Genomic DNA, 21012 nt, shown 5'->3' on the forward strand with positions numbered 1-21012 from the left:
AATTTGCAGATTGGGATGAGAAAAATGTTGAAACAAATTTAAAGCTATTCAAAAAAGTGCCATCCTTTAAAAAAGATGCCATTAAAATGGCTAATAATCTAGCCGATTTTGAAAGAGAAGATATTATTTTAATGTTAGATGGAGCAACAGAAAATCTAAATTTATTAATTGGAAAAAAGATATTTAGAAAACCAAGCCCAAAAGTAGATTGGGCAAAAATTACAGTAGATAATGATCAGTTAACCTTTAACAATCGTCCAGTTTTTGTAGCCAGTTATACTTGGAAGCCAAAAGTTAAAAAGTTAACTCAATATCATGGTAATCTAGATGGCTTTTTTATTGCTCCTTCTTATGTATCCATAGAAGATGGAACAATTAACCGAAATAGATTAGAAACATTAAAATCTAAACCAGATGGTAACTTAGGTTTTATTTTTATGAATCATAAAGGCGTTCCAGAATGGTCTAAAGAAAAGTTTGGGCCAAATTTTAGTATGAGAGAGGATACTTATACTACTTACGATATTGACAATCCTGGAGCAAGAGAACTTCAGCAAAAATTATTAGGAGGTTTAGTACCAGAAATGGCAGGAAAAAAATATACCAAATTAGGATATATGCTATGTAATGAGCCTCATTTTTTTACACATAAATTCCCTAAGAAAGAAAAATTACCATGGGCATCAGGAGGTGTTTCAGAATTTACAATTATCAAGTTTAAGAGTTGGTTAGAAAATAAGCATGAAACCATAAGTGCATTAAATAAAGTATGGAAAACAAACTTTGCAAATTTTGATGCTATTTCAATTAGTATACCTTTAAGTGTTGCTCATAGAGGTACACCAATTTGGTACGATTGGGCTAGGTTTAATATGGATAGAGTTACGGATTGGTATGCATTCTTAAAATCCGAAGTAACTAAGCATGATCCTGAGGCAAAAGTGCATTTGAAAATAATGCCAAATCTTTGGACAAATAATGAAAGGATTCATGGTATTGATTTAGAAGCATTAACTGATTTGAGTGGGATTATAGGAAACGATTCCGGTGCGCAGCACAAAAGGATGTGGGGACCACCACATGAATGGGAAGAACATTACGCTTTTGAATGGCGCGAACTATGTATGGGCTATGATTTTATGAAGTCAGTAAGCCCAAATAAAATCAATTTTAATTCAGAGTTACATTATTTGTCAACGGTTAGGTCTAGAGATTTGTACTTAAATCCAAAATATGCAAGAGCAGCATTTTGGTTAGCGCATAGTTATGGTATGACGGCAAGTCAAATATGGTATTGGCCAAGAGAAGTAAATGGTTCTATTTCTAAAAAGGCTATAAATGATAAAGGTTATGCAGGTTCAAATAACCAACAACCAAGAGTTACTAATGAGGTTGCAACAACATTAATTGATTTGAATTCTAATTCTGAAGAAATTATGGCAATGCAACGTCAAAGAAAACCGTTGCGCATATTTTACTCTAAAACTTCAGCCATTAATAAAAAGACACATATGGATGATTTATTTCATCTTTATGAAAGCTTAAATTTTGAAGGTACTCCAATAGGTTTTGCAACAGAAAATATCATCAAAAAACAAGATAATAATTGGGATATCATTATAATACATAAAACTCCATTTGTAACTTTTGATGAACTACAAGCTATTCAGATGTGTTTGGATAGAGGAGGTGTTGTAATTGTAGATAAAGAGAGTTTGCAGAAAAATGAATATGGAGAGCCTTTAAAAGAAGTATTAAACCAGAGTAAAGGTACACTTATAAAGCTAAATTCGGTTTCAAAAATAAAATCAAAAGCACTATCGCTTTTAGAAGAAAGAAATAGTTTATCTGAAGTTATAATTTCAGAAAAAAATGAATTAGATACAAAAGGTTGTATATGGAGAGTCGTTAAAAATGAAGCTGGGAACAATGTGCTTTCCGTTGTAAATGTTGGAAAGTCTGATACAGTAATAAGTATTTCATTAAAAGAAGGTAATGTTATAAAATGTAAAGATTTAATAAAAGGAATTACTGTAAGTGCAACACCTACTTTAAAACCTTTAGAAGTATATTTTGTTGAAATTATTGAGGATTAAACGAGTTATTCAGTTACCATAAAAATTAAATTAAAGAACATAGAATGAAATCTAAGAAATTATTATTTATCAGTTTAAGTATTCTTTTAACACTATCTTTTTCATGTAAAGAAAAAACGAAAAAACTATCTGAGAAAAGTTTGTCTCAAAAAACAGAAAAGAATGAAAAACCAAATATCGTTTTATTATTTATAGATGATTATGGGTGGTCTGATATTGGCTATAGAAATTCAACATTCAATACGCCAAACTTAGATCAATTCAAAAAAGAAAGCTTAGATTTTACACGAGCTTATATTCCAACACCAACTTGTAGTCCGAGTAGATTATCCTTGTTAACAGGGAAAGAAGCGGTACGGTTGGAAATGACGAGACACATTCCAGAAGAAGAGCATTTTATTAGTCCAAAGTATAACATTTGGCCAAAAGATCCAATGAAACGCCCATCTATAAATTATTTGCCACTAGAAGAAGTAACCTATGCAGAAAAGCTAAAAGAATATGGTTATTATAATATGTTTGTTGGTAAGTGGCATCTTGGTCACAAAGGCAAATATCCAACTGATCAAGGTTTTGATGCTGAATTTGGAACAACAGACAATGGACATCCAAAAAGTTATTATTACCCGTTTTTCAAAAAAGGTGATCCAAATAATTTTATGGAAAATTATAAGGAAGGCGATTACTTAACAGATGTTCTAACCGATGGGGCTGTAGATTTTATAACAAATTATGACAAGCAACAACCGTTTATGCTCTCATTTTGGTACTATTCTGTGCATGGTCCTTCAATTGGAAGAAAAGATTTATTGAAGAAATATCAAGATGCAGGATTAAAAGGAAAGTATGCACACCATGCTGCTATGGTTGAAGCTATGGATGAATCTGTAGGTCGAGTTAGGAAAGCTTTAAAAGAAAAAGGAATTGATGATAATACTGTTGTGATAGTACTTTCAGACCAAGGAGGCGCTTATTCAAATGCACCATTAAGTGGTGGCAAAAAAGGTGGAAATACTTTAGGAGAAGGAGGGGCAAGAGTACCATTTATGATTAATTATCCCAATATAACGAAAGCGAATTCAGAAACTAAAATTCCAGTTCAATCTATTGATGTATTTCCAACTTTGATAGAAATAGCTTCAGGTAAAGAATATAAAGATGAAAACATACAAGGTGTAAGTTTAATACCAATTTTAAAAGGAAAAGATTTTGATAAGCGTAACCTTTATTTCTTTAGAAGTTATGAAGATCAATATGCTGCTGTAATCTCTGGAGATTGGAAATTGGTTAAATACCATAGCGGAAAATTTCAATTATTTAATATTGAAGAAGACATTAGTGAACAAAATAATTTAATAGGTCAAGACTTAGAAATAGAGACAAGACTTAAGAGTGATATTTTAAACTGGGAAAAAGAAGCAGTTCCAGAGTATACTAAATAAAATTTTTAACGTATTTTACACACTTAATTTTATTATTTAACGACTAAACAAACATGAGAAAATTTAAACATTTTGCACTATTATTTTCAATTTTGGTAATTGGAATAAGTTGTAAAGAAAAAGAAAAAGAAACAGAAAACTCTTCTGATAATGAGATTGCTAAAAAGCCAAACATAGTAGTTATCTACCTTGATGATTTAGGTTATGGAGATTTAAGTTCTTATGGCGCAACACAATTACAAACTCCAAATATTGATGCTTTAGCATCAGGAGGCGTAAAGTTTACAAATGGCTACGCATCATCTGCAACATGTACTCCTAGTAGATATGCATTGCTTACAGGAATGTATCCTTGGCGTAATAAAAATGCTAAAATATTACCTGGCACAGCACCGCTTTTAATTGGTACTGACCAAAAAACTCTACCAAAACTACTTAAAAAAGAAGGTTATCAAACCGCTATAGTTGGTAAATGGCATCTAGGTTTAGGTACAGGAGTTGTAAATTGGAATGAACGTGTGTCTCCTGGTCCAAATGAAGTTGGATTTGATAAATCTTATATTCTTGCAGCTACTCAAGATAGAGTTCCAACGGTATATATTAAAGATGGACATGTAGAAGGATTGGATAAAAATGACCCTATTGAAGTTGATTATAAAAATAATTTTGAAGGGGAACCAACAGCTATTACAAATCCTGAAATGTTAACAATGAAATGGCATCACGGACATAATAATAGTATTGTTAAGGGCATTCCAAGAATTGGATACATGAAAGGTGGAGAGGCTGCAAAATGGACTGATACTGATATGGCTGATAATTTTTTAGTGAGAGCGCAAGACTATGTGAAATCTCATAAAGACAAGCCTTTCTTTTTATATTATGCAATGCAACAACCACATGTACCTAGAACACCACACCCTAGATTTGTTGGTAAATCTGGAATGGGGCCACGAGGAGATGTAATTCTTGAGGCAGATTGGTGTATTGGTGAATTCATGAAAACTCTAAAAGAAGAAGGGATTTTAGAAAACACATTAGTTGTTTTTTCTAGTGATAATGGGCCTGTTTTAAATGATGGTTATTTTGATGATTCTGACACTAAAGTTGGCGATCACGATCCTAAAGGAGGTTTAAGAGGTGGAAAGTATAGTCTTTTTGAAGCAGGGACTAGAGTACCTTTTATAACGTATTGGGAAGGTACAATTAAACCAGGAGTGTCGGATGCTATTGTGTGTCAGATGGATCTATTAGCATCAGTTGCAGAACTTATTGGAACAGAAGAGAATTCAACCGATAGTAAAAACCTATTGGATGCATTTTTAGGTAAAAGTGAAAAAGGAAGAGAAAATTTAGTAATTGAAGCTACCTCCCGAACTGCGCTTAGAAGTGGTGATTGGTTAATGATTCCTCCTTATAATGCACCTGCGGTTAATACTCAAGTTAATATTGAATTAGGTAATGACAAAGATTTTCAACTTTATAATTTAAAAGAAGATGTAGGTCAGCAAAATAATCTTGCAGCATCTAACCCAGAAAAACTAGCTGAATTGGTGAAAACTTTTGAAACTTTACGAGGTAAAGGTCACGATAAAATTGAACAGTTAGAATTGAAATAATAACTATATGTTTAAAAATTTTGAACCGCATGATAATAAAATTATTATGCGGTTTTTTTATGTATATTAGGGAACTTTCCGAATAAACATTTAAATAAAATTAATGATTATGCTAAACTTAAGATTTCTAATTTTAATTGCACTTTCTTTTTTGTCTTGTAAAGAAAATAAAGAACAGCCTAAATCTGAAATAGTCCAAAAAAAACCTAATATAATTTACATACTTGCAGACGATTTGGGTTATGGAGATTTAAGTTGTTATGGTCAAACGAAGTTTGAAACACCAAATATAGATTTACTAGCTTCTCAAGGCATGAAGTTTACACAACATTATAGTGGATCTACTGTATGTGCTCCGTCTCGATCTTCATTAATGACTGGTTTACATACTGGGCATACACCAATACGTGGTAATAAAGAATTAAAATATGAAGGGCAGACACCTTTACCAGCTAATTCTCTAACGATAGCCGAAGTATTAAAGAAACAGGGCTATGCAACTGGCGCATTTGGCAAATGGGGATTAGGTTTTATTGGTTCAGAAGGCGATCCAAATAACCAAGGTTTTGATGAGTTTTATGGATATAATTGCCAAAGAATGGCACACAGATATTATCCGCCTTATTTATGGAGAAATCGAGATAAAGATTCTTTGCAAGGAAATGACTGGATTAATACAGTAACTTATGCTCCAGATAAAATTCAAGAAGAAACAATTCAATTTATTGAAAAAAATAAGGATAAACCATTTTTCGCTTATGTTCCGATTGTTTTACCTCATGCAGAGCTAATCTCTCCAAATGATTCTATTTTAAAAAAATACTTAGGTAAGTTTAAAGAAACACCATTTCGTGTTGAAAAAGTCTTCTGATTATGGCCCAGATTTGGTATTGAGCAGATATTGTTCACAAGAAACACCATATGCTGTTTTTGCATCCATGATAAGTAGAACAGATGCTTATGTTGGTCAAATTATGAAAAAAGTTGAAGCATTAGGAATTGCAGATAATACGATTATCATGTTTACAAGCGACAATGGGCCTCATGTTGAAGGCGGTGCCGATCCTGATTTTTTTAACAGCTCTGGAGGTTTAAGAGGTGTAAAACGAGATTTATATGAAGGAGGAATAAGAGCGCCATTTATTGTGTCTTGGCCAGGTAAAATAAAGAATGGTAGCGAATCTAATCATATTTCTGCATTTTGGGATGTTATGCCAACTATTGCAGATATAGTGGATTCTGAATCTATTGAAAATACTGATGGAATTTCTTTTTTACCCACCTTATTTGGAGAAAGCAATCAAGAAAAACATGAGTACTTATATTGGGAGTTCAGTCATAAAGGAGGACGGAAATCCATAAGAAAAGGCAATTGGAAAGGCGTATGGTACGCTATTAATAAAAAGAATCAAGGTGATTTTGAATTATTTGATCTTTCAAAAGATATAGCTGAAGAACACAACATAGCAAATGCTCATCCAGAAATTGTAAAAGAGATGAAACTTTTAATGGAAAGCTCTAGAACAGAATCTGAGTTATTTCCTTTTAAATAAATTAAATTTAAAACGCAATTTTTAGGTCCAAATGTTATATTGAGTCTAGTCAAAATACTTCGGTTTTTCAAAATATAAAACTTTGACTGAACTCAATTTGACAACTATCGTTTAATTAAAATACTCAATACGTCTCTTAATTTGTTTGTCACTAAGCACATCCTTTTTTATTTTTTTGTATCTATTTCAAATTTATGATTAAAAGGGCTGTCCTTCATTAACGCCATAGAGTTTAGAATCAACAACGCTTCTGCGGGATCATTAACATCATAAAGTGCATTTGTCATCACTTTAACAGGACTTTGTGAGCCAATTAAACCTAAAAACTCAGCTGCACGAACTCTATTGATAGCTTCTTTATCAGATGTTGAAATAGTTTTAATTTTTGCTGTAAGTGGACTCGCTTCCTTATTAAAATTGCTACAGGTAATTAAGGCCCAGTAACGCTGCCAAGGGTCATCTGAATTTAAATTTTCTATGATTTTATCTTCAACTTTATCAAATTCATATAAAGAAAGATTTGCAGTTTCAATATAACTTTCAATATCAGATTTATGTTTCTGACCAAAAGCTACAGGATTATCAAAAGCATGCTCTATTAAATAAAACTCTGGATAAAAAGACAAATCTGGCATTCCCTTAATTCTAGTATTTAAATTTTCACGTAGTTCTTTTAAAACTTGAGAATATTCAGGATTATCAGCTAAATTATTTGTTTGGTAAGGGTCTATTTCAACGTTATATAAATGCTCAGGTTGTTTTGGTCTAAAAACTGAGATTGTATGTCGTTCAATTTGCCATCATCATATAGTTGTCGCCATTCTTGGTATGCTAATTGTTTATATCTATAATTATTCATTAAACCATCATAATTGAAAGTTTGATAGTTTCTTTCATATTTAAACTTGCCTTTTCTAACAGCACGAACCATATCGTACTTTTCATCAAATCTATCAGCATAACTAAAAGTTTCGTCTCTTTGAGCAACTTCTTTAGCAGAAACGTTTTTCCCAAGAAAAGGTTTACCATCAACTCCACTAGGAATAGCAACTCCTGCTAAATTTAAAACTGTTGGTCCAAAATCCACAAAGCTTACAAACCCTTCAGCTTTTGTGTTAGGTTTTTCAGCAACTAAATCTTTGTATTTAGGAGGAATGTAAACTACTAAAGGAACATGAACTCCCGTTTCGTTTATATAGCCTTTACTCCCAGGTAAAACGCCACCATGGTCTCCATAATAAAAGATAAATGTGTTTTCAAGTAATCCATCTTTTTCAAGTGCATTAATTACCTCTCCAACTTCTACATCCATTTCTTTAATCTTGTCATGGTAATAGGCATTGGTATATTTAAATAAATCTGTTTGCGGATGGTTTGGTTGTACAAACACAGCATCTGGGTTTGTTTTTGTAGGTTTCTTCATGTCTTCTTCTGTGAAATGAAGTTTACCTTCGTGTGTTGTGCCAATATTAAATACATGGAAAAAAGGTTGTCCTTCCTTACGGTTTTTCCAAGTTGCTTTTTTAGAAGAATCATCCCAAACACTATCAGATTTTACAATGTTATAATCTTCTTTTGCATTGTTGGTAGTGTAATATCCAGATTTTCGTAGATAATATGGTAGCATTTTAATGCCATTTGGCATCGGCACTTCCTCTAACCTTCTGTGGTAATGCGTTGCTAATCTAGGACCATAAGAACCAGCAATTAAAGTAGATCTAGCTGCACTACATACAGCAGCATTTGAAAAGGCACGTGTGTAAATTACACCATTGTTGGCTAGTCTTTCAATATTAGGGGTGCTAGCACCATGTTCGTCAAACAAATCCATGTAGTGTTTTGAATTGTCTTCTGAAACAATCCAAACAATATTGGGTGGCGTGATAGATTCTATTTTAGAATCGCATGAGGTAAATAATTGTGCTACTATAAAAAATAGCAGAAATGAAAATTTTGATGCCATCTGTTGGTTTTGTTATTTGAATTCAATATTTAAATTATCGATTAAGAACTTTTTGAGTAACTAATATAAAAATGATATTCGTAATATTATGAATAAAACGAGTAAAAACTACAATTCCAATTCATATGTTGCCCTAATATAATCGTTTGGTTCTAAAATTTATTAAATTCTAAGTATTTTTAAACTTTAATTCATCAAAAAACATCTTGTTAATGAAATTACATTTTAGTCTTTTAATAGCATCTCTATTTTTATTAAGTTGTTCAAATAAAAAAACTTCAAAAAGCGAAACCAAACAAAAACCAAATGTGATTTTAGTATTAACTGATGACCAAGGTTATGGAGATATTGGTGCACACGGAAATAAAGTCATAAAAACACCAAATATTGATAGTTTTTATAATGAAAGTTACCACCTTACAGATTTTCATGTTGGACCCACATGTGCACCTACAAGATCTGCTTTAATGACAGGTAGATATGCAAATAGTGTTGGTGTTTGGCATACCGTTGGTGGTTGGTCTTTGTTAAGAGAAGAAGAAAAAACAATGGCAAATATGTTTGCTGAAGGCGGTTATGTTACGGGTGCTTTTGGAAAATGGCATTTAGGCGATAATTACCCATTTAAGCCAGAGGATAGAGGTTTTCAAGAAACTGTAATGCATGGTGGCGGTGGTGTATACCAAACACCAGACTATTGGGGAAATACTTATTTTAATGATACTTATTTTCATAATGGTAAACCTCAAAAATATGAGGGGTATTGTACCGATGTGTTTTTCGATGAGGCTATCAATTTTATAGAAAGTAATAGAGAAAAGCCATTCTTTTGTTATATAGCTACAAACGCACCCCATGGACCATATAATGTACCTTTGGAGTACTATAATATGTATAAGGATTTGAGTAACACAGTTTTGGCAGATACTCAAAAACGGTTTTATGGTATGATTACTAATGTGGATGATAATTTTGGAAAATTAAAGAGAAAAACTAAAAACATTAAATATTGCTGATAATACTATACTAATTTTTATGACTGATAATGGAACTTCTTCAGGATTTTATAATAAAAAAGGTAGAATAACAGGTTATAATGCAGAAATGCGAGGTACTAAAGGGAGTGAATATGAGGGCGGACATCGCGTTCCATTTTTCATCCATTGGAAAAATGGAGATATAGCTGAAGCCAAAGATATTAATACATTAACTGCGCAAATTGATATTTTGCCAACATTAGCAGAATTGTGTAGTATAGAACTACCAAAAGATCATAAGCCTATTGATGGTCAAAGTATAGTCTCGATGTTAAGAAACCCTGAACAAAAAAACGACCGTATGCTTATTACCGATTCTCAACGTGTACAGGTTCCAGAAAAGTGGCGAAAATCTTCTGTGATGCAAAATAAATGGCGACTGGTAAATGGCACAGAACTATATAATATTAAAGAAGATAAAGGGCAAAAAAATAATTTAGCAGAACAAAATCCAGATAAAGTTAAAGCAATGCGCGATTTTTATGAAAGTTGGTGGCAACAAGTTTCAGTAGATTTTGATAAAGAAATTTATTTCAAAATTGGTATTGAAGAAGAGAATCCCATAACACTTACATCTCATGATGTGCATGCAGAAAATGGACAACAACCTTGGAATCAGTTCTACATTAGAGAAGGTGCAAAAGGTTCTGGATATTGGAGTATTGATATTAAAGAAGAAGGAGATTATAAAATTTCGTTAAGACGTTACCCAATAGAATCTGATTTATCAATAAACACCTCCATTCCTCCAATTACAATAGAAGATGTTCCAGGAATGGAAAAAGGGCTACCAGAAGGTGTAAACCTAAATTACGTAAAGGCAACTGTAAAAATTGAAAATCAAATTAATGAAACAATAAATGTATCAGGAACTGAAAAATCAGCAGATTTTAATTTGCATTTATTACCTGGGAAGACAAAAATGAATGCTAGTTTCTTTAATAATAAAGGTGAAGAAAACGTAGCATATTATGTTTACATTGAAAAAGCGTAGCTTAATCCAAACTATTTTTTTAAATTAATATAAAACAATCCTCCACCATTACCATCTTCATCCTTTGCGGTTGAAATATATAAGTTAGAATGATTGTCAAAACAACATGAAGTAACATTTTTACTTGGTAGTTTTATCTCGTCTATTCTTTCTCCATTTAACGGATTCCATTTAGATATACACGCGCCTCCCCATTCCGCAATCCAGAGCATCCCATCTTTATCAATACACATGCCATCCGGAAAACTTTCTCCTTTAAATTCTATAATATAAGATTGAAACTCAACGTTACCAGTTTCTAAATTGTAACTATATTTTGCTACTTTTTTAGTTGGTGTATCAATAAAATAAAGAGATTTATTATCATGCGAAAAGGCTAAGCCGTTTGAAATAGTTGTGTTGGCGATAATTATTTTAGAGTTACCTTTGTAGTATGAATATACATTACCTATTCCTGTTTTAACCTCAGGATAACCCATGGTTCCTACTATTATTCTTCCATTTGCATCTTCAATTCCGTCATTATATCTTACTGCTTTATCAATATCAAGTTGAAAAGTAAACTCTTGTTGTAGGGTATTGAAGTCTACTTTAAAAAAGCCATTTTTTGAAGAAACTAAAATTACTTTTCTTTCTAAGAAATAAATACAACTAACAGGAGAATCAAGTTTCATACTTAAAATCTCCTTGGTTTTAGGATCAAAACAATACACCAAACAATCCAATATAGATACAAAATATAGATGATTATTTTTTTGTCAAAAACAGGACCTTCTAAAAGTTCAGAATCTGAATGAAAAACTAAGGATGGGATCATATTATAAAAATCTTATATATATTCACCTCCAGTTATTCTTATTTTAGAACCTGTTGTCATAGCAGAATCATCAGAAATTAAGTACATTACCGCGGGTACTGGATCTGAAGGAGACAACATACGTCCCATTGGCAGTTCTTCGGCTGCTTTACGTTTTAATTCTTCTACACTAACACCTTCTTTTTCTCTTAATTTTAATTCTCCTTCGAGTGCTTGTCCAACCCATTACTATATAATTTGATCGAATACCATATTCAGAATAATGATGTGCAATGTGTCTTGATAACGTATAAAGTGTACCTTTAGTAAGTGCGTACGCAGTTCTGTCTTTTTGCCCATAATCCATGTGTGCAGAACCAAAAAATATAATAGAACCTGTGTTGAAATCTTTCATATTTTTTATTACATGTTTGATTAAAAAATAAGGACTTTTAAGATTTACATTAAAAACACTATCATAAATATCTTCTTCAGTTTCCATAATAGAAGCAACAGGAGTTATTCCAGCATATAAAACTAGGGCATCTATGCTTTTAAATCTTTTAATAGTTTGTATCACAAAATTTTCAATTTCATCAATGGCATTTAGGTCTAATTTATGGAAGTATAGTTTGTCTTCCGTTTTTAAAGATTCAATGATTTCATTTCCTCTTTCTACGTTTCTACCACAAAAAGCTACATTATACCCTTTTTTTAAACAGGATTTTAGAATCTCTTTACCGACCCCTTTTGTTCCCCCTAATATCATTACAGTTTTCATAAAATAAGAAATTAATTAGTTTTAGGTAAAAATCTGAATACATTACTTATGTTATGTGTTTTAGAGTTTTTTATTTGTTCCCCTGAGTATAATTAATATTTCTTATTGGTCATAATAAAAATCAAATTATAATTTATTAGCTTTCTAAAACTATATATTATTTATCCCAAACACGTATTTATTTTTATGACTGGCCAAATGATTTATACTCAGGGGAACAAATAAAAAACTCTGTGATACTTATAATAGTCTTTAATATTCAATATTTGATTTTAAAGCTTAAATTAGTAACGCTCAAAAAATAACAAATAAAAATATATGAACGATTTAAAAATTGTCAAAATTGAATTTTTCAAAGTACCACCACGTTGGTTATTTCTTAAGATAACTACCCAATCAGGAATTATTGGTTGGGGAGAACCTGTTGTTGAAGGTAAAGCAGATTCTGTAGCTGCTTGTGTAAAAGAATTAGAAAAATTTATTATTGGTAGAAATGCCAATGAAATTGAAGATATCTGGCAAGTTTTATACAGAGGTGGATTCTATAGGGGAGGCGCAATTTTAATGAGTGCAATTTCTGGAATAGATCAAGCATTATGGGATATAAAAGGAAAACACTTAAATGTACCAGTATATGAGCTTTTAGGAGGAGCCGTACGTGATAAAATGAAAATGTATTGTTGGATTGGTGGTGATAACCCAGATGTAGTTTTAGAGCAGGCACATGAAAAGGTAAAAGCTGGTTTTAAAGCTGTAAAAATGAATTGTACAGGAGCTATGGATTGGGTGTCTTCTATAAAAGATGTTAAAACAGTATCTAATAATATAAAACTACTAAGAGAAGAGTTTGGTTATGATTTAGATATTGGTTTAGATTTTCATGGTAGAATTCATAAACCCATGGTAAAGCGTTTGATTGATGAATTAGCGCCTTATGAACCTATGTTTATTGAGGAGCCTGTTTTAACTGAAAATAATGATGCTTTAAAGCACTTATATGGATATACAAGTATACCTATTGCTACTGGTGAACGTATGTTTTCAAGATGGGATTTCAAGGAAATATTACATCAAGGTGTAGTAGATATTATTCAACCAGATTTAAGCCATGCAGGTGGTATTTCAGAAGTAAGACGTATTGCTACTATGGCAGAAGCATATGATATTACTTTAGCTCCTCACTGTCCTCTTGGACCAGTTGCTTTAGCATCTTGTTTACATGTTGATTTTGTATCAGCAAACGCAATTATTCAAGAGAGTAGTATAGGTATTCATTATAACAAAGGTTATGATATTCTTGATTATATGACTAATCCTGAGTTGTTTGATATTAAAGATGGTTATATAGAATTGTTTGAAAAATCAGGTTTAGGTGTAGATATAGATGAAGATAGGTTACGAGAAGCACAAAAAATAGGTCATGATTGGTCTAACCCTATTTGGAGACGTGAAGATGGAAGTTTTGCTGAATGGTAGTATACTTTTTAGGTAATACATTTTCTTTAAGTTATAAGAACTAAATAGTTTTAGTAATTGAAAATAAAAAGTATTAACCAAAACTAGAGATTTATATAAAATATTCTGCTGAAACACAGTTATGATAAAACAGATGAACTTCTAATATTCAATTCTCCATTCAAAACAATAGTTTTTATTTCGGTTGCATTATTATCTATAATTTCTAATAACAGTTTGCCAGCAGCTTCAGCCATTTTATATGTAGGTTGTTTGACACTACTTAATTGGGGAGTTACTAACTCAGCCATTCGGGTTTCAGTAAACCCCATAAAAGCTATGTCTTCTGGAACTCTATACCCATTTTCTTTCAATTTTTTTATAGCTCCAAGAGCTACTAAATCGTTTACACAAAAAAAGGCATTAGGTAAATCTTGATTAAAAATTAGGTCTTCAATAATTTCCATGCCTTCCTCAGCTTTTAAACCTGTTTCAATAATTTTATAGCGATCATTAGGTATTTTATGTTTTTTCAATGCTTTTTCAAAACCGTAAATTCGTTCTTTAGTCACGCTTAATTCTTTGTAACCAGATAAATGATAAATCTTTTGTAATTCTGGCGTATTAAATGCTCAGTAGCAAAAAAACTCCATTTCACATTGTTGAAAATTACTTTTGAAGCTGGAAATACTTCGCTTACTCGACTCATAAAAATTATAGGAAAATCTTGCTTTAGTTTTTCTAAATAAAAAGCCTTATTTGTGTTTTCAACTACTGGTGCGATAATTAATCCATCTACCATATTACGAATTAAGGTTTTTACATTTTTTAATTCTAATTCTGGATTTTCATCTGAATGCATCACTATTAATTGATAACCTTTTGAAGATAAAAAATTTTGAAGAGCAATAACAACTTGTGAAAAGTAGTCACTCATTAATTCAGGAACCACAACACCAATAATATAAGATTTCTGTTCACTTAAATGTTTAGCAATTAAGTTAGGCGTGTACCCCATTTCATCCGCAGTTTTTAATATCAATTCACGGGTTTCTTTTTTTATATCATGCTTATTATTTAACGCCCTAGATACTGAAGAAATAGAAACATTTAACTTTTTTGCAACATCTTTAATGGTAATATGTTTCATTTTTAGCGGTTTATACTGTTATACTATGGCACAAAATACAATAAATATCTCTAATTTCGGAAACGTTTCCGTAAAATTGGAAACGTTTCCAAAGCTGTATTGATGTATTTATTTGTCAGTTTAAAGTATTTCGATTTACTTGCTGACACTAACTAAACTAAACTTCTATGTCAAATATTGATATTGCTGTAATTATAGTTTTCACGCTTTTGGTTTTCATCTGTGGAATGAGCTTTTCTAAAGCAGGAAAAAACATGAAATCTTACTTTGCCGCAGGAGGTGCATTACCTTGGTGGATGAGTGGTTTATCTTTATTTATGAGTTTCTTTTCTGCAGGAACATTTGTGGTTTGGGGGTCAATAGCGTATTCAAGTGGTTGGGTAGCTGTAACTATTCGAGTGGACGATGTGCATAGCAGGTGTTCTTATTGGATTTTTTATTGCCCCTAAGTGGCAAAAAACAAAAGCGTTAACCGCTGCTGAATTTATAACAGATAGACTCGGGAAATCAACTCAAAAAACATATACCTATATTTTTCTTTTAATATCTATTTTTACTACTGGGGCATTTTTGTATCCTGTAGCAAAAATTGTTGAGGTTTCAACAGGTATTCCTATTTCTACTAGCGTTATCGTATTGGGTATTCTTATTTTAGTTTATACTGCAGTAGGTGGCTTATGGGCGGTAATTGTTACAGATGTTTTACAGTTTATAGTATTAACAGCCGCGGTATTAATTGTGGTGCCACTATCATTCGATGAAATTGGAGGTATAGATAATTTTGTATCACAAGCTCCAGAACGTTTTTTTGAGTTCGCTAACGACGAATATTCATGGGTTTTTATGTTTGCTTTTGGGCTTTATAATTTATTCTTTATAGCAGGAAACTGGGCTTATGTACAGCGTTATACAAGCGTGGCATCACCAAGAGATGCTAAAAAAGTAGGATGGTTGTTTGGAGCATTATATACCATTAGTCCACTAGTTTGGATGCTTCCACCTATGATATACAGAGTCCTAAATCCAGATTTAGGAGCATTAGCAGATGAAGGTGCTTATTTACTAATGTGTAAAGAAGTACTACCAGTTGGGATGCTTGGTTTAATGTTAGGAGGTATGGTATTTGCTACATCTAGTTCAGTAAATACTACTTTAAACATCTCGGCTGGGGTGTTAACAAACGATATTTATAAAAACTTATTTCCAAAAACAAGCGATAAAAAGTTAGTCAGAATAGCTAGAATTGCAACAATCTCTCTAGGAATAATAACTATTATTATCGCCTTATTAGTGCCGTTATTAGGAGGTATTGTTGAGGTGGTTATGAGTTTAGCAGCATTAACAGGAGGTGCTATGCTTTTACCACCATTATGGGCATTATTCTCTAAAAGACAAACAGGTAAAACGGTTCTAGCAGTTACTATTATTTCATTAATGATTAATGCTTTCTTTAAATTTTTTGCACCAGATTTAATAGGTGTTACTTTAGGAAGAGCTATGGAAATGGTTGTTGGTATGGGAATACCAATAGTGTTATTGGCTATTATTGAAATAGCGTTGAAGCAATCAAAAAGCGACACTTCCGAATATGAAGCTTATGAAGTACTGAGATTAATTAAGCAAAGTGAGCCAGAAGAAGCTGCTGATGGTAGTAATAAAAAAGGAACACGTGTTATTGGTATTGGTGTTGCATTCACAGGGTTACTAATTTTAATATTGTCTTTTATTGGCGAATCAGCACAAATACTTGTGGGAAGTATGGGAATTGCTGTGTTATTATTAGGGCTTTATGTGATAAATAAAACAAGAAATTAAATTTTAATAGCGAAAAAATTCATGATTATAGAATCATTTAGTAAAAGTTTAAGAGATAACAAGACTGAATTAATTAATGTAGATTTTGTTGTTATAGGAGGAGGAATTGCAGGTGTATGTGCCGCTATAACTTCCGCTAGAAAAGGATTAAAAACGATTTTAGTTCAAGACAGACCTGTTTTAGGTGGTAACGCTTCTTCAGAAGTTCGTCTTTGGATATTAGGTGCTACATCTCACATGGGTAACAATAATCGTTGGTCTCGCGAAGGTGGTGTTATGGATGAAATTCTTGTTGAGAATTTGTACAGAAATAAAGAAGGAAATGCTGTAATTTTTGATACTGTACTTTTGGAGAAAGTACTAAACGAAGCCAATATTACCTTACTTTTAAATACAAGTGTTTATGATGTTAAAAAGAAAAATGATAACACGCTAGAATCTGTTAAAGCATTTAATTCTCAAAATTCAACAGAGTATAATATAAAATCACCGCTGTTTTGTGATGCATCAGGAGATGGTATCGTTTCATTTAAAGCAGGTGCTAGTTTCAGAATGGGTGCAGAAGCTAAAGAAGAATTTGGAGAGCTTTTTGCTCCAGATAAATCTTATGGAGAACTTCTAGGACACTCGATGTATTTCTACAGTAAAGATGAAGGCAAACCTGTAAAATATGTAGCGCCATCGTATGCTATAAAAGATATTGAAACAACAATTCCTAGATATAAATCTATTGGCAAAGATGATAAAGGGTGTCGTTTCTGGTGGTTTGAATATGGTGGACGTCATGACACAATTCATGAAACAGAAGAAATTAAATATGAACTTTGGAAAGTTATTTATGGTGTTTGGGATTATATTAAAAATTCAGGAGAATTTGAAGGTGTAGAAAACATGACATTAGAATGGGTGGCAACTGTTCCTGGAAAACGTGAAAGCAGACGTTTTGAAGGTTTGTACATGATGAAGCAGCAAGATGTTATCAATCAAAAAGAGTTTGATGATGCTATTGCGCATGGTGGTTGGGCTATAGATTTACATCCAGCAGATGGTGTATATAGTGAGCTTTCAGGGTGCACACAATGGCACTCTAAAGGTATTTATGAAATTCCGTTCCGTTCATTTGTAAGTAAAGATATAGATAACCTGTTATTTGCAGGAAGAATTATAAGTGCAACTCACGTAGCCTTTGGATCAACTCGAGTTATGGCTACCACAGGATTATGTGCTCAAGCCTTGGGTATGGCGGCGTACCTATGTAAAGAGAAAAAAATTAATCCTGCTGAAATTTTAGAAAATGGAGTAATTAAAGAACTTCAAAATGAACTAAACTTAATAGGACAAAGTATTCCGAATGTACCAATTCAAAAGGCTACGAATTTACTTAACGAGGCTTCGATTAAAGCATCTTCTACTTTAAAATTATCTAAAATTCCTTTTGATGGCGAATGGTCAAACTTAGCAATATCAGCGGCACAGTTATTACCATTTAAAGCGAATCAAAAATACGCATTTAAAGTGCAGTTAAAAGCTGATGAGGCTACTAGTATTGAAGTGCAATTAAGAACTTCTGAAAAAGCTAAAAATTACACACCAGAAGTTGTTTTAGAAAGCAAAAAATTCAACTTGAAAAAGGAGAGCAGTTCGTTACTATAGAATTTGAAGCATCAACTCCAGAAAATCAATATGCATTTGTAACGTTCATATCTAATTCTAAAGTGAATTTTAAAAATAGTAACAAGCGTTTTACAGGAGTATTATCTGTGTTTAATAGCGTAAATAAAGCTGTTTCAAATAATGGAAAACAAACACCTCCAGCAAATATTGGCGTTGATGAATTTGAATTTTGGATACCGCAACGTCGTCCTAATGGTCACAATATTGCTATGGAAATCACGCCCGCAATTACTGCTTTTGAAAGTTCAAATATAGGTAATGGTTATATAAGACCAAATACAGAAATTAATGCTTGGGTTTCAGATTTAAGTGATAATAATCCAACGCTTAGAATTGATTGGGTTGAAGAAAAAGAGGTTTCTGAGATTAAATTATTCTTAGACCCAGATTACGACCACCCGATGGAATCTACATTAATGGGACATCCAGAAGAAGTTGTACCTTTCTGTTTAAGAGATTACACTATTAGAGATAGTAACCATAAAGTGCTTTTCAAAGTAGAAGGTAATTATCAAACAATTAATACGCTTTCATTTGAAAATCCAATAAAAACTAAAGGTTTAATTATTGAGACGAAGCATCCTTCTGTGCATGTAGCAGCATCAATTTTTGAAGTTGTTTGTAGTTAATAAATATTCATAAACTAAATAAATTAAAGGTGGTTCTTAAATTTAAAAATCTAATTTCAAAATACGCTATTTCATCATTCCTATGGTCTTTAGTATTCATCATAATACTTGTATCTTGCGAGAATACGCCAAAAAATCAATTTGAATTAACAGGTGGTACAAACTTAGTACACGTTTTCAAATTTCAAGATAGTCAACTTGGTTATAAAATAGTTTCAAAGGAAAACGTTGTTATAGATTCTTCAGCAATTGGTATAACCGTTAACGGAAAAAAGTTAGGCGTTAACTCTCAAATAAAACAACTAGAAACTTCAAATGTAAAAGAAGAATTTCCGTTATTGGGGATGAAAAGCAAAGGCGTTTATGAGGCTAATAAAACAACTTTTGAATTAACAGAAGCAGATGGTTTTAAATGGTTTTTAGATGTGCAAGTTTCTAATCAGGGAGTCGCTTATCGGTATAGAGTTCCTGGGTCGGATGTACAAAAAGTAGCAGGAGAAATGACCTCGTTTAAAATTCCTGATGATACTAAAGTATGGTATTTTGAAAGAAAAGGCAGTTGGAAATTGAAATCTCATGCAGGAGAATGGTTTAAAGAAGATATTTCAAAAATGGAAACGGTGTCTAAGCAAGGACCAGTTCAAGGATTAACTTTAACCTTAGAATTACCGCAGGGTGGTTATGCTTTATTGGCTGAGGCTGCGTTGTATAATTATAGCGGTATACGTTTGGAAGCTATAGGTAACAATACCTTTGCTTGTAATTTCACAGAAGGCGAAGCGGGATTTGAGATTGATGGAGATATTACAACACCATGGCGTTGTATTTTAATAGCAGATGATTTAAATGCCTTGGTTAACAATGTAATGGTACCTGCGTTAAATCCAGAACCAGACCCAGAATTGTTTGCTGATAGAAGTTGGATTAAACCAGGGACGGCTGTATGGCATTGGTGGTCTAAAAAACATGCAACTTTTCTTGCTGAAATGCAAATGGTTGATGATGCTGTTAAATTAGGTTTAGATTATTCTATGGTTGATGAAGGCTGGGAACTATGGGAAGATAAATGGAAAACGACAACTAAATTGTGCAAAACCGCAGAAGATAAAGGTATTGGTATTTTCCTTTGGAAACATTCAATAGAAATTAATTTTCCAAAGAATGACTATGAAGTCATGCGCCATTTTCTGGATAGTGTAAAATCAACAGGAGCACTAGGTATCAAAGTTGATTTCATGAATGGGCAAACCAAACAGCTTATTGACTTTGATGAAAATCTATTAAAAAAATGTGCTGAACGTAAGCTGATGGTTAATTTCCATGGCTGCCAACAAAGTTCTGGAGAATATAGAACCTATCCTAATGAAGTTACAAGAGAGGGTATTCGTGGAATGGAAATTAATGGTATAAAAAACGAAAGAAATATTACAGCATCTCATAATACAGCATTGCCTTTTACTAGATATGTAACAGGGCATGCTGATTATACACCTATTGGATTCACAAATCCAGGCGAAACAACTTGGGCGCATCAATTGGCTACTTTAGTTTGTTTTTATACGCCTTTTAACTGCATTGCGGAAGGAACGGATTATTTATTAGAAGCTAAGGAAGTAAAACAAGCACTACCATTAATAGATGAGATTCCTACAGTTTGGGAGGAGTCTATTGTGCTTCCTCATAGTAAAATTGGAGAAATGGCAATTATAGCAAGACGAAGTGGAAAAGACTGGTATTTAGGTGTTATGAGTAACGGGAAAGGGAAACAGGTAATAATAGATTGTGAATTTTTAGAAGCACAAAACTATAATGTTGAAATTTTTAAAGATGATTTAGAATCTGAAAAATTTGATACTATGGGTTTACACCCAAGACAATTTGAGCCACAATACAATCTTGTAACAAGGTTTACTAAAGGCGCTTCAAAAGCTACTAAAAACACAAGATTAAATATTGATTTAGCTGAAAACGGAGGCGCAGTCATTTCTTTCAAAGCTGAATAAATTTA

General features: G+C 32.4%; 18 protein-coding genes and 1 pseudogene. 13 read left to right on the plus strand and 6 right to left on the minus strand.

The features are described 5' to 3' along the window. Positions 1–56: 56 nt before the first annotated feature. The 5 genes from AC0L5U_RS20170 (at position 57) to AC0L5U_RS20190 (ending at position 6710) form a co-directional block, all read left to right on the plus strand. Positions 57–2096, plus strand: coding sequence for a beta-galactosidase (locus AC0L5U_RS20170; RefSeq protein ID WP_473418209.1), 2040 nt, complete (start codon positions 57–59; stop codon positions 2094–2096). A gap of 44 nt (positions 2097–2140) precedes the next feature. Continuing rightward, on the plus strand, positions 2141–3538 hold the full coding sequence (locus tag AC0L5U_RS20175) for a sulfatase (protein ID WP_473418210.1): 1398 nt from the start codon (positions 2141–2143) through the stop codon (positions 3536–3538). Between the two features lie 53 nt (positions 3539–3591). Continuing rightward, on the plus strand, positions 3592–5157 hold the full coding sequence (locus AC0L5U_RS20180; protein ID WP_473418211.1) for a sulfatase family protein: 1566 nt from the start codon (positions 3592–3594) through the stop codon (positions 5155–5157). A gap of 109 nt (positions 5158–5266) precedes the next feature. After that, positions 5267–6028, plus strand: a complete 762-nt coding sequence (locus tag AC0L5U_RS20185) for a sulfatase-like hydrolase/transferase (RefSeq protein ID WP_473418212.1) — start codon at positions 5267–5269, stop codon at positions 6026–6028. Beyond that, on the plus strand, positions 6012–6710 hold the full coding sequence (locus AC0L5U_RS20190) for a sulfatase-like hydrolase/transferase (protein WP_473418213.1): 699 nt from the start codon (positions 6012–6014) through the stop codon (positions 6708–6710). The genes AC0L5U_RS20185 and AC0L5U_RS20190 overlap by 17 nt, the downstream gene beginning before the upstream one ends. Positions 6711–6877: 167 nt before the next feature. Here AC0L5U_RS20190 and AC0L5U_RS20195 read toward each other — a convergent pair whose 3' ends face one another. Together AC0L5U_RS20195 and AC0L5U_RS20200 are read right to left on the minus strand one after the other, a co-directional pair. Further along, the gene (locus AC0L5U_RS20195; protein WP_473418214.1) at positions 6878–7345 is read right to left on the minus strand and encodes a HEAT repeat domain-containing protein; all 468 of its coding nucleotides are present in this window, start codon (positions 7343–7345) and stop codon (positions 6878–6880) included. A 92-nt stretch (positions 7346–7437) separates the two neighbouring features. Continuing rightward, complete coding sequence (locus AC0L5U_RS20200) at positions 7438–8673, minus strand: sulfatase family protein (RefSeq protein WP_473418215.1); 1236 nt, start codon at positions 8671–8673, stop codon at positions 7438–7440. A gap of 212 nt (positions 8674–8885) precedes the next feature. Here AC0L5U_RS20200 and AC0L5U_RS20205 point away from each other — a divergent pair, with 212 nt between their 5' ends. Both AC0L5U_RS20205 and AC0L5U_RS20210 read left to right on the plus strand, forming a co-directional pair. Next, the gene (locus AC0L5U_RS20205) at positions 8886–9689 is read left to right on the plus strand and encodes a sulfatase-like hydrolase/transferase (RefSeq protein WP_473418216.1); all 804 of its coding nucleotides are present in this window, start codon (positions 8886–8888) and stop codon (positions 9687–9689) included. A gap of 19 nt (positions 9690–9708) precedes the next feature. After that, positions 9709–10704, plus strand: coding sequence for a sulfatase-like hydrolase/transferase (locus tag AC0L5U_RS20210; RefSeq protein WP_473418217.1), 996 nt, complete (start codon positions 9709–9711; stop codon positions 10702–10704). 11 nt (positions 10705–10715) lie between these two features. On the opposite strand, the gene AC0L5U_RS20215 is transcribed toward AC0L5U_RS20210, so the two are convergent. From AC0L5U_RS20215 to AC0L5U_RS20225, 3 genes are all read right to left on the minus strand, one after another. Further along, on the minus strand, positions 10716–11417 hold the full coding sequence (locus AC0L5U_RS20215) for an SMP-30/gluconolactonase/LRE family protein (protein ID WP_473418342.1): 702 nt from the start codon (positions 11415–11417) through the stop codon (positions 10716–10718). A gap of 116 nt (positions 11418–11533) precedes the next feature. After that, positions 11534–11650, minus strand: a complete 117-nt coding sequence (locus AC0L5U_RS20220) for a hypothetical protein (RefSeq protein ID WP_473418218.1) — start codon at positions 11648–11650, stop codon at positions 11534–11536. Between the two features lie 40 nt (positions 11651–11690). Beyond that, positions 11691–12281: an SDR family NAD(P)-dependent oxidoreductase gene (locus tag AC0L5U_RS20225; RefSeq protein ID WP_473418219.1), complete on the minus strand. Its 591-nt coding sequence runs from the start codon at positions 12279–12281 to the stop codon at positions 11691–11693. Between the two features lie 318 nt (positions 12282–12599). Here AC0L5U_RS20225 and dgoD point away from each other — a divergent pair, with 318 nt between their 5' ends. Next, positions 12600–13757 (plus strand): galactonate dehydratase, encoded by a 1158-nt coding sequence (dgoD, locus tag AC0L5U_RS20230; RefSeq protein WP_473418220.1) that lies wholly within the window; start codon positions 12600–12602, stop codon positions 13755–13757. Between the two features lie 119 nt (positions 13758–13876). Here dgoD and AC0L5U_RS20235 read toward each other — a convergent pair. After that, positions 13877–14886 (minus strand): annotated as a pseudogene (locus tag AC0L5U_RS20235) (LacI family DNA-binding transcriptional regulator). A 167-nt stretch (positions 14887–15053) separates the two neighbouring features. On the opposite strand from AC0L5U_RS20235, the gene AC0L5U_RS20240 reads away from it, so the two are divergent. The 5 genes from AC0L5U_RS20240 (at position 15054) to AC0L5U_RS20260 (ending at position 21007) form a co-directional block, all read left to right on the plus strand. Next, positions 15054–15335 (plus strand): hypothetical protein, encoded by a 282-nt coding sequence (locus tag AC0L5U_RS20240; protein ID WP_473418221.1) that lies wholly within the window; start codon positions 15054–15056, stop codon positions 15333–15335. Next, a complete protein-coding gene (locus AC0L5U_RS20245) occupies positions 15292–16701 on the plus strand; it encodes a sodium:solute symporter family transporter (RefSeq protein WP_473418222.1) in 1410 nt (469 codons plus the stop codon). The genes AC0L5U_RS20240 and AC0L5U_RS20245 overlap by 44 nt, the downstream gene beginning before the upstream one ends. A 21-nt stretch (positions 16702–16722) precedes the next feature. Further along, the gene (locus AC0L5U_RS20250; RefSeq protein WP_473418223.1) at positions 16723–18354 is read left to right on the plus strand and encodes an FAD-dependent oxidoreductase; all 1632 of its coding nucleotides are present in this window, start codon (positions 16723–16725) and stop codon (positions 18352–18354) included. 62 nt (positions 18355–18416) lie between these two features. Continuing rightward, positions 18417–19004 (plus strand): hypothetical protein, encoded by a 588-nt coding sequence (locus AC0L5U_RS20255; RefSeq protein WP_473418224.1) that lies wholly within the window; start codon positions 18417–18419, stop codon positions 19002–19004. 29 nt (positions 19005–19033) lie between these two features. Then, positions 19034–21007, plus strand: coding sequence for a glycoside hydrolase family 97 protein (locus AC0L5U_RS20260; RefSeq protein ID WP_473418225.1), 1974 nt, complete (start codon positions 19034–19036; stop codon positions 21005–21007). Positions 21008–21012 lie beyond the last annotated feature (5 nt).

This window comes from Jejuia sp. G7-7, from assembly GCF_055808955.1.

Coding starts and splice junctions, on each gene's coding strand:
- AC0L5U_RS20205 (WP_473418216.1), top strand. CDS start 8,886: ATGAAATTACATTTTAGTCTTTTAATAGCATCTCTATTTTTATTAAGT.
- AC0L5U_RS20195 (WP_473418214.1), bottom strand. CDS start 7,345: ATGCCAGATTTGTCTTTTTATCCAGAGTTTTATTTAATAGAGCATGCT.
- AC0L5U_RS20245 (WP_473418222.1), top strand. CDS start 15,292: ATGTGCATAGCAGGTGTTCTTATTGGATTTTTTATTGCCCCTAAGTGG.
- AC0L5U_RS20175 (WP_473418210.1), top strand. CDS start 2,141: ATGAAATCTAAGAAATTATTATTTATCAGTTTAAGTATTCTTTTAACA.
- AC0L5U_RS20240 (WP_473418221.1), top strand. CDS start 15,054: ATGTCAAATATTGATATTGCTGTAATTATAGTTTTCACGCTTTTGGTT.
- AC0L5U_RS20220 (WP_473418218.1), bottom strand. CDS start 11,650: ATGGGACGTATGTTGTCTCCTTCAGATCCAGTACCCGCGGTAATGTAC.
- AC0L5U_RS20210 (WP_473418217.1), top strand. CDS start 9,709: ATGACTGATAATGGAACTTCTTCAGGATTTTATAATAAAAAAGGTAGA.
- AC0L5U_RS20225 (WP_473418219.1), bottom strand. CDS start 12,281: ATGAAAACTGTAATGATATTAGGGGGAACAAAAGGGGTCGGTAAAGAG.
- AC0L5U_RS20200 (WP_473418215.1), bottom strand. CDS start 8,673: ATGGCATCAAAATTTTCATTTCTGCTATTTTTTATAGTAGCACAATTA.
- AC0L5U_RS20180 (WP_473418211.1), top strand. CDS start 3,592: ATGAGAAAATTTAAACATTTTGCACTATTATTTTCAATTTTGGTAATT.
- AC0L5U_RS20250 (WP_473418223.1), top strand. CDS start 16,723: ATGATTATAGAATCATTTAGTAAAAGTTTAAGAGATAACAAGACTGAA.
- AC0L5U_RS20185 (WP_473418212.1), top strand. CDS start 5,267: ATGCTAAACTTAAGATTTCTAATTTTAATTGCACTTTCTTTTTTGTCT.
- dgoD (WP_473418220.1), top strand. CDS start 12,600: ATGAACGATTTAAAAATTGTCAAAATTGAATTTTTCAAAGTACCACCA.